Consider the following 9258-nt stretch of genomic DNA (forward strand, 5'->3'; position numbering starts at 1 on the left):
GCTGACCGCAACGGCTTCTTCTACGTGCTCGACCGCACCAACGGCAAGTTCATCCGTGGCTTCCCGTTTGTCGACAAGATCACCTGGGCCAGCGGCCTGGACAAGGACGGCCGGCCTATTTACAACGAAGCCAGCCGCCCGGGCGCGCCAGGCACTGAAGAAAAAGGCAGTTCGGTGTTTGTCGCACCGGCATTCCTCGGCGCGAAAAACTGGATGCCGATGGCCTACAACCAGGACACCGGACTGTTCTACGTACCGTCCAACGAATGGGGCATGGACATCTGGAACGAAGGCATCGCCTACAAAAAAGGCGCGGCATTCCTCGGCGCCGGCTTCACCATCAAGCCGTTGAACGAAGACTACATCGGCGTGCTGCGCGCCATTGACCCGAAAACCGGCAAGGAAGTCTGGCGGCACAAAAACTACGCGCCGCTGTGGGGCGGGGTGCTGACCACCAAGGGCAATCTGGTGTTTACCGGTACGCCGGAAGGCTTCCTGCAGGCCTTCAACGCCAAGACCGGGGAAAAGGTCTGGGAGTTCCAGACCGGCTCCGGTGTGCTCGGTTCACCGATTACCTGGGAGATGGATGGCGAGCAGTACGTCTCGGTGCTGTCCGRCTGGGGCGGTGCTGTCCCGTTGTGGGGTGGCGAAGTGGCCAAGCGGGTCAAGGACTTCAACCAGGGCGGCATGCTCTGGACCTTCAAACTGCCCAAGGACCTGGTGGCCAAGCATTGATCTGAGCCTGGAGGGGCCTGAATACCCTCAAGGCAATACTACGACCAAATGACGAGAGTCCCCCTGCCAACGGCGCATTCGTCCGGGCTGTGGGGCTCTCTACTATCGGTCTATCGCCTGTTGACCGACAGGCCTCGACCCAGCAGAGGTTCATCATGATCTACGCTCAACCCGGAACACCCGGTGCCGTCGTTTCCTTCAAGACACGCTACGGCAATTTCATCGGCGGTGAGTTTGTCGCCCCGGTCAAAGGCCAGTACTTCACCACGACTTCACCGGTCAACGGCCAGCCGATCGCCGAGTTCCCGCGCTCCACCGCCGAAGACATCGACAAGGCCCTGGACGCTGCCCATGCCGCTGCCGACGCCTGGGGCAAGACCTCGGCTCAGGATCGCTCGCTGGTGCTGCTGAAAATCGCCGACCGCATCGAACAGAACCTCGAAGTGCTGGCGGTGACCGAAACCTGGGACAACGGCAAGGCTGTGCGCGAAACCCTMAACGCCGATGTACCGCTGGCGGCAGACCATTTCCGCTACTTTGCCGGCTGCATCCGTGCCCAGGAAGGTGGCGCCGCCGAGATCAACGAACTGACCACCGCTTACCATTTTCACGAACCGCTGGGTGTGGTCGGGCAAATCATTCCGTGGAATTTCCCGCTGCTGATGGCCGCCTGGAAACTCGCTCCGGCGCTGGCCGCCGGTAACTGCATCGTCCTCAAACCGGCCGAGCAGACGCCGCTGTCGATCATGGTCTTCGCCGAGTTGATCGCTGACTTGCTGCCGCCGGGCGTGCTGAACATCGTCCAGGGCTTTGGTCGCGAAGCCGGCGAGGCCCTGGCCACCAGCAAGCGTATCGCCAAGATTGCCTTCACCGGTTCCACCCCGGTGGGTTCGCACATCATGAAATGCGCCGCCGAGAACATCATCCCGTCGACCGTGRAACTGGGCGGCAAGTCGCCGAACATTTTCTTCGCCGACATCATGCAGGCAGAGCCCGCGTTCATCGAAAAAGCCGCTGAAGGCCTGGTGCTGGCGTTCTTCAACCAGGGCGAAGTCTGCACCTGTCCGTCCCGTGCGCTGGTGCAGGAGTCGATCTACGAACCGTTCATGGCCGAGGTCATGAAGAAGATCGTCAAGATCAAGCGCGGCAACCCGCTGGACACCGAGACCATGGTCGGCGCCCAGGCGTCCGAGCAGCAATACGACAAGATCCTCTCGTACCTGAAAATCGCTCAGGAGGAGGGCGCCGAGCTGCTGACCGGCGGTGCGGCTGAACGTCTTGAAGGCGACCTGTCGAGCGGCTATTACATCCAGCCGACCCTGCTCRAGGGCCACAACAAAATGCGTGTGTTCCAGGAAGAAATCTTTGGTCCGGTGGTGGGTGTCACCACCTTCAAGGACGAAGCCGAAGCCCTGGCGATTGCCAACGACAGCGAGTTCGGCCTCGGTGCCGGCCTGTGGACCCGCGACATCAACCGCGCCTACCGCATGGGCCGGGCGATCAAGGCCGGTCGTGTCTGGACCAACTGCTACCACCTGTACCCGGCCCACGCCGCGTTTGGTGGCTACAAGAAGTCTGGCGTTGGCCGTGAGACCCACAAAATGATGCTCGACCACTACCAACAGACCAAAAACCTGCTGGYGAGCTACGACATCAACCCGCTGGGCTTCTTCTAACCCGCAAAAACGCCACAAACCCTGTGGGAGCGAGCCTGCTCGCGATGAGGCCAGTACAGTCGATAGTGATGTTGACTGTCAGTCCGCTATCGCGAGCAGGCTCGCTCCCACATTGGTTTTGTAGGGTTCCAGTATCTGCGCGGCACCCCCTACCAAGGCACCCCACCACCTCCTTCGAAAGTAGCATTCGGGCGTCTGTCCTCGCGTGTATTAATGCCTCTACCGGAATGCTCCGGCACAAGAAGAGGATTGACCCATGTGGACTAAACCCGCGTTTACCGACCTGCGTATTGGCTTCGAAGTGACGATGTATTTCGCCAATCGTTGATGTTCCGTCCGGCCATCTGCACGGTGGCCGGGCCTCTTGTCGGGAGCACTGTCCATGCATATCCGCATTCTTGGTTCCGCCGCTGGCGGTGGATTTCCGCAATGGAACTGCAACTGTCGCCAGTGCAGCGGCGTGCGTAATGGCCGCCTGAAGGCGCAGCGTCGTACCCAGTCATCGATTGCCTTGAGTGACAATGGTGTGGACTGGGTCTTGTGCAATGCCTCACCGGACATCCGCACCCAACTCGAGAGCTTCGCCCCTCTGCAGCCGGCGCGTCGTTTGCGTGATACGGCGATTGCCGGGGTCGTGCTGCTGGACAGCCAGATCGACCATTGCACCGGTTTGCTCAGCCTGCGCGAAGGCTGCCCGCATCAGGTCTGGTGCACCGAGCGGGTCCATCAGGACCTGAGCAGCGGCTTCCCTTTGTTCAACATGCTCAGCCACTGGAACGGCGGTTTGCAGTGGCAGCCCGTCGGGCTGGACAGTCAGCCATTCCAGATCGCGGCTTGCGAGCATCTGCAATGGCGGGCGATCCCGTTGCGCAGCAACGCGCCACCGTATTCGCCCAATCGCGGCAACCCGCAACCGGGCGACACCATCGGCCTGTTCATCGAGGACCTGCGCAGCGGCGCGAGCCTGTTCTATGCCCCCGGCCTGGGCGAGGTCGATACCGAGGTGCTGGGGTGGATGCAGCGCGCCGACTGCCTGCTGCTCGACGGCACGCTGTGGCGCGACGATGAAATGCGCCTGTGCGAAGTCGGCCAGAGTCTGGGCAGCGAGATGGGCCACCTGGCGCAAAGCGGCCCCGGCGGCATGCTCGACGTGCTGGAGGGATTTCCCCGTCAACGCAAGATTCTCATCCACATCAATAACACCAACCCGATCCTCGACGAAGACTCGGCCGAACGCGCCGAACTGGCACGGCGCGATGTTGAGGTGGCCTATGACGGCATGAGTATTTTGCTGTAGCGGATGCTCTCATCGCGAGCAGGCTCGCTCCCACAGGGGTTCGAGTCGGCCCCGATTTTCTGCGCACAGCAGCTCTACTGTGGGAGCGAGCCTGCTCGCGATGAGGCCAGAACAAACACCACAGAATCCAACGGTTATTCCCCGGAGATCCGAAATGACTGACACACCACTGGCCCCCGCCGAGTTCGAACAGGCACTGCGCGCCAAGGGCGCCTATTACCACATTCACCATCCGTTCCATCAGGCGATGTACGCCGGGCGCGCCACGCGTGAACAGATCCAGGGCTGGGTCGCCAATCGTTTTTATTATCAGCTCAACATCCCGCTCAAGGATGCGGCGATTCTGGCCAACTGCCCGGATCGCGAGGTGCGTCGGGAGTGGCTGCAACGCCTTGTCGATCACGATGGTGTGCCCGGCAGCGAGGGCGGAATCGAGGCCTGGCTGCGGCTGGGGGAGGCGGTGGGCATTGCGCGTCAGCGGATGCTGTCCCAGGAAATGGTCCTGCCGGGGGTGCGCTTTGCGGTGGATGCCTACGTCAACTTCGCCCGCCGCGCCTGTTGGCAGGAGGCCGCCAGCAGTTCGCTCACTGAACTCTTTGCACCGCAGATCCATCAATCCCGACTCGACGCCTGGCCGCAGCACTACCCGTGGATCGACCCTGCCGGCTACGAGTATTTCCGTACACGCCTGAGTCAGGCGCGGCGTGATGTTGAACATGGCTTGCGCATTACCCTGGCGCATTACGTCACGCGCGAGGGGCAGCAGCGGATGCTGGAGATTCTGCAATTCAAGCTCGACGTACTGTGGAGCATGCTCGATGCCAATCCTCAGCCTGGTGGACGGTCAGCGCAATGTGGCGTCGATCATCGAGCTGTTGTCGGCGCGTTTCCCCGAGGTGCCGGGGATCGATGAAGATGTGCTGGCGTTCCTGGAGGTGGCCCATGCTCAATACTGGATCGAATGACCCGCGTCCGGGCCCGCCGCTGTGGCTGCTGGCGGAACTGACTTATCGCTRCCCGTTGCAGTGCCCGTATTGTTCCAACCCCCTGGACTTTGCCCGGCACGGCGAGGAATTGAGCACCACCGAGTGGATCCGCGTGTTCCGCGAGGCACGGGACATGGGCGCTGCGCAACTGGGGTTTTCCGGTGGCGAGCCATTGGTACGCCAGGACCTGGCCGAGCTGATCAAGGCCGCCCGGGACATGGGCTACTACACCAACCTCATCACCTCGGGGATCGGCCTGACCACGCGCAAGGTCCGGCAGTTCAAGGAGGCCGGACTGGACCATATCCAGATCAGCTTCCAGGCCGCCGACGAGGCGGTCAACAACATGCTCGCCGGCTCGCGCAAGGCATTCGCCCAGAAGCTGGCGATGGCCCGGGCGGTGAAGGCCCAGGGCTATCCGATGGTGCTGAACTTCGTCACCCATCGGCACAACATCGACCAGATCGGACAGATCATCGAGTTGTGCCTGGAGCTGGAGGCGGATTTCGTCGAGTTGGCCACCTGCCAGTTCTACGGTTGGGCCGAACTCAACCGCGTCGGCCTGTTGCCGACCCGTGAGCAGTTGCAGCGTGCCGAACGCATCACCAACGAATATCGCCAGCGTCTGGAGCAGCAGGGTCACCCCTGCAAGCTGATCTTCGTCACCCCGGACTACTACGAAGAACGCCCCAAGACCTGCATGAACGGCTGGGCCAACCTGTTTCTCGATATCACCCCGGACGGCACCGCGTTGCCGTGCCATAGCGCCCGTCAGTTGCCGGTGCAGTTTCCCAATGTGCGTGACCACAGCATCGAGCACATCTGGAACGACTCCTTCGGTTTCAATCGCTTTCGCGGCGATGAGTGGATGACCGAGCCCTGTCGTTCCTGCGATGAAAAACACCAGGACCTGGGTGGCTGCCGTTGCCAGGCGTTCATGCTCACCGGCGATGCCGCGAATGCGGACCCGGTGTGCAGCAAATCACCGCACCATGGCAAGATCCTCGAGGCCCGCCGGCAAGCCGAAGCGCCGGGGCAGGGGATCGAGCAGCTGACTTTGCGCAACGAGAAGGCGTCGCAGTTGATCTTTCGCGGCTGAGGCGCGGGCTACCCTTTGGTCTGATTGCATTCGCAGCGGGATRCTTTAGGCTGGCTATTACCTTCCAAAACAATAAAAACAGGCTTTCCAATGAGCCAGAGTCTCAGCCAGCTGCGTAAATTCGTTTCGCCTGAAATCATCTTTGGTGCCGGCTGCCGGCATAACGTCGGCAACTATGCCAAGACCTTCGGCGCGCGCAAGGTATTGGTGGTCAGCGACCCCGGCGTAATCGCTGCCGGTTGGGTCGCCGATGTCGAGGCCAGCCTGCAGGCCCTCGGCATCGACTATTGTCTGTACAGCGCCGTGTCGCCCAACCCGCGGGTCGAAGAGGTCATGCTGGGGGCCGACATCTACCGTGAAAACCACTGCGATGTGATCGTCGCCGTAGGCGGCGGCAGCCCCATGGACTGTGGCAAGGGCATCGGCATCGTCGTTGCCCACGGTCGCAGCATTCTCGAGTTCGAGGGCGTGGACACGATCCGCGTACCGAGCCCGCCGCTGATCCTGATCCCCACCACCGCCGGCACCTCGGCGGATGTTTCGCAGTTCGTGATCATCTCCAACCAGCAGGAGCGGATGAAGTTCTCCATCGTCAGCAAGGCCGTGGTGCCGGACGTGTCGCTGATCGACCCGGAAACCACCCTGAGCATGGACCCGTTTCTGTCGGCCTGTACCGGCATCGATGCCCTGGTGCACGCTATCGAGGCATTCGTCTCCACCGGTCACGGCCCGTTGACCGACCCGCATGCGCTGGAGGCCATGCGGCTGATCAACGGCAATCTGGTACAGATGATCGCCAACCCGACAGATATCGCCCTGCGCGAAAAGATCATGCTGGGCAGCATGCAGGCCGGCCTGGCGTTCTCCAACGCGATTCTCGGTGCGGTGCACGCCATGTCCCACAGCCTGGGCGGTTTCCTCGACCTGCCTCATGGCTTGTGCAACGCGGTGCTGGTGGAGCATGTCGTGGCGTTTAATTACAGCTCGGCACCGGAGCGTTTCAAAGTGATTGCCGAGACCTTCGGCATCGACTGCCGCGGCCTCAATCATCGGCAGATCTGTGGGCGCCTGGTGGAGCACCTTATCGCTCTGAAACACGCCATTGGCTTCCACGAAACCCTAGGGCTGCACGGCGTTGGCACGTCTGACATTCCGTTCCTGTCCCAGCATGCGATGGATGACCCATGCATTCTCACCAACCCCCGCGAGTCGAGCCAGCGTGATGTCGAGGTCGTCTATGGCGAAGCCCTCTGACGAGCAACAACGGGCGCTGACCGGATTGCTGGGGCTGGGCAATCATTCGGCGCGCAAGAGTCATTACCCGGAGCTGGCGGCCCGTCTCGACGAGCTGGAAGCCGAACGCAACCGCTACAAATGGTTGTTCGAAAACGCAGTCCACGGAATTTTCCAGGCCAGCCTGCAACAGGGCATGCTCGCCGCCAACCCGGCGCTGGCGCACATGCTGGGTTATGAGACACCACAGGAAGTGCTGTTTTCCCGAGCCGATCTGGCAAGCCAGTTGTTCGTCGGCGATGCGCAGGAAGTGCAGGACATCGCTGAGACCCTGCAAGCTCAACGCAGCCTGCTGGGTTATGAAACCCAGCTGCGACGCAAGGACGGCAGCCACATCGATGTGTTGATGAACTTGCTGCTCAAGCCGGATCAGGAGGGCCTGGTGGAAGGTTTTGTCGCCGATATCACCGAGCGCAAACTGGCCCAGCAACGCTTGCAGACGCTCAACGATGAGCTGGAACAACGGGTTACTGCGCGCACCGATGAACTGCTCGAAGCCAACCGCAACCTGCAACAGCAGATCGCCCAGCGCGAGCAGGTCGAACAGGCCTTGCGCGATGCCCGGGATGCGGCGCAGGCGGCCAACAACAGCAAGGACAAATACCTGGCCGCCGCCAGCCACGACCTGCTGCAACCGTTGAACGCGGCGCGCCTGCTGATCTCCACTTTACGCGAGCGCCCGTTGCCCAGTGTTGAACAGGTGCTGGTCGAACGCACCCACCAGGCGCTGGAAGGTGCCGAAGACCTGCTCACCGATCTGCTGGATATTTCCCGTCTCGACCAGGCCGCGGTCAAGCCGGACATCGCCCTGTATCGCCTCGATGAACTGCTGGGCCCGTTGGTCTCGGAGTTCCAGTCGGTGGCCGGAGCGGCCGGGTTGAACCTGCGGGTACACATGGGCAATTTTGCCATCCACACCGACCTGCGGCTGATGTCGCGGATCATGCGTAACTTGCTCAGCAATGCCTGCCGCTATACCGAGCAGGGCAGCATCCTGCTGGGCGCCCGGCGACGTGGCAAGAGCCTGCGCCTGGAAGTCTGGGACACTGGTCGCGGTATTCCGGCCGACCGCCTGGACTCGATTTTCCTGGAGTTCAACCAGCTGGACGTCGGACGTGCCGCCGACCGCAAGGGCGTGGGGCTGGGACTGGCTATCGTCGAGCGGATCGCGAGAATTCTCGAGCACAAGGTCGAGGTCCACTCGTTGCCGGGGCGCGGTTCGATGTTCAGCATTCAGGTACCGATTGGCGAACAAGTGCCGCTGCCCATCCATCAGGCGGCGCCGCAGCCGAGTACCGGCAACCCTTTGCCGGGCCGTCGTCTGCTGGTGCTGGACAACGAAGTGAGCATCCTCGAGAGCATGAGCGCATTGCTCGGCCAGTGGGGCTGCGAGGTGGTGACGGCAACCGACGAGAGCGCTGCGCTGCTGGCCTTGCAGGGGCGGGCACCGGAATTGATTCTGGCGGATTTCCACCTGGACCATGGGGTCATCGGCTGCGACGTGATTCGGCACCTGCGCGAGCATTTCGCCGCCGCCATTCCCGCCGTGATCATCACCGCAGACCGCAGTGATCAGTGCCGCCGCTCCTTGCAACGACTTGGCGCGCCGCTGCTGAACAAACCGGTCAAACCCGGAAAGCTGCGAGCGGCGTTGAGTCAGTTGCTTGGGTAGCGCCCGAATGTCAAGACAGTCAAAAAAGTGGACCCGCCAGGATAGCGGGTCCGAAAGGTGGATCAGAGCTTCTGCAACTGCCCGACGCGCCCCATCATCTCGGTCACGATCTGCAGGTCCAGCAGGAACTGGTCGACAGTCTTGAATTCGTTGTCGGTGTGGCCGGTGTACTTGACCTCGGGCCTGGCCAGGCCAAATTGCACGCCATTGGGCAGTTCATGGACCGAGGTGGCGCCGGGGGAGGTGCCGAACTTGTGTTCCATGCCAAGGTTTTCACTGGCCACGGCCAGCAGGGCCTTGACCCATTCACCCTCAGGGTTGCGGTGCATCGGCTCGGCGATCGAGTAGTTGAAGGCCACGGCAATGTGGGTCTGCTTGCTCCAGGCGCCAAGCTTATCGGCGATTTCGGTTTTGAGCGTCTGCGGGGATTTACCGACCGGCATGCGCAAGTTGACCGCGAGCTTGAAGGCTTTGTCATCCATCCCGACATAGGTCAGGGA

7 protein-coding genes and 3 pseudogenes are annotated in these 9258 nt (G+C 61.8%); 9 read left to right on the forward strand and 1 reads right to left on the reverse strand.

Annotated features, from left to right (window positions below; all coding sequences use genetic code 11):
- The 9 genes and pseudogenes from AC1DH9_RS22195 to AC1DH9_RS22235 all read left to right on the forward strand — a co-directional run.
- Window positions 1-735 (forward strand): outer membrane protein assembly factor BamB family protein (locus AC1DH9_RS22195; RefSeq protein ID WP_477808785.1); only part of this gene is annotated, 735 nt, incomplete at its 5' end.
- Between the two features lie 155 nt (window positions 736-890).
- Complete coding sequence (exaC, locus tag AC1DH9_RS22200) at window positions 891-2411, forward strand: acetaldehyde dehydrogenase ExaC (RefSeq protein ID WP_477808786.1); 1521 nt, start codon at window positions 891-893, stop codon at window positions 2409-2411.
- Between the two features lie 256 nt (window positions 2412-2667).
- Complete coding sequence (pqqA, locus tag AC1DH9_RS22205; RefSeq protein WP_003253598.1) at window positions 2668-2739, forward strand: pyrroloquinoline quinone precursor peptide PqqA; 72 nt, start codon at window positions 2668-2670, stop codon at window positions 2737-2739.
- 54 nt (window positions 2740-2793) lie between these two features.
- Complete coding sequence (gene pqqB, locus AC1DH9_RS22210; protein WP_427538565.1) at window positions 2794-3708, forward strand: pyrroloquinoline quinone biosynthesis protein PqqB; 915 nt, start codon at window positions 2794-2796, stop codon at window positions 3706-3708.
- A 154-nt stretch (window positions 3709-3862) separates the two neighbouring features.
- Window positions 3863-4531, forward strand: a pseudogene (gene pqqC / locus AC1DH9_RS22215) (pyrroloquinoline-quinone synthase PqqC); the annotation flags it as partial.
- Between the two features lies 1 nt (window position 4532).
- Window positions 4533-4673, forward strand: a pseudogene (gene pqqD, locus AC1DH9_RS22220) (pyrroloquinoline quinone biosynthesis peptide chaperone PqqD); the annotation flags it as partial.
- The gene (pqqE, locus tag AC1DH9_RS22225; protein WP_477808787.1) at window positions 4651-5793 is read left to right on the forward strand and encodes a pyrroloquinoline quinone biosynthesis protein PqqE; all 1143 of its coding nucleotides are present in this window, start codon (window positions 4651-4653) and stop codon (window positions 5791-5793) included. The pseudogene pqqD and the gene pqqE, both read left to right, overlap by 23 nt.
- A gap of 90 nt (window positions 5794-5883) precedes the next feature.
- Window positions 5884-7047 carry an alcohol dehydrogenase-like regulatory protein ErcA gene (gene ercA, locus AC1DH9_RS22230; protein ID WP_427538575.1) on the forward strand — a complete coding sequence of 388 codons (1164 nt, stop codon included), beginning with the start codon at window positions 5884-5886 and terminating at the stop codon, window positions 7045-7047.
- The gene (locus AC1DH9_RS22235) at window positions 7031-8758 is read left to right on the forward strand and encodes a PAS domain-containing hybrid sensor histidine kinase/response regulator (protein WP_427538578.1); all 1728 of its coding nucleotides are present in this window, start codon (window positions 7031-7033) and stop codon (window positions 8756-8758) included. The genes ercA and AC1DH9_RS22235 overlap by 17 nt, the downstream gene beginning before the upstream one ends.
- A gap of 62 nt (window positions 8759-8820) precedes the next feature.
- Here the strand turns inward: AC1DH9_RS22235 and AC1DH9_RS22240 are convergent.
- Window positions 8821-9258 (reverse strand): annotated as a pseudogene (locus AC1DH9_RS22240) (dipeptidase); the annotation flags it as partial.

Source organism: Pseudomonas sp. 05T35 (assembly GCF_056396605.1).

What these genes read in the sequence shown, in the direction of transcription:
- AC1DH9_RS22235 (WP_427538578.1), top strand. Translation starts at nt 7,031, where the DNA reads ATGGCGAAGCCCTCTGACGAGCAACAACGGGCGCTGACCGGATTGCTG.
- ercA (WP_427538575.1), top strand. Translation starts at nt 5,884, where the DNA reads ATGAGCCAGAGTCTCAGCCAGCTGCGTAAATTCGTTTCGCCTGAAATC.
- pqqB (WP_427538565.1), top strand. Translation starts at nt 2,794, where the DNA reads ATGCATATCCGCATTCTTGGTTCCGCCGCTGGCGGTGGATTTCCGCAA.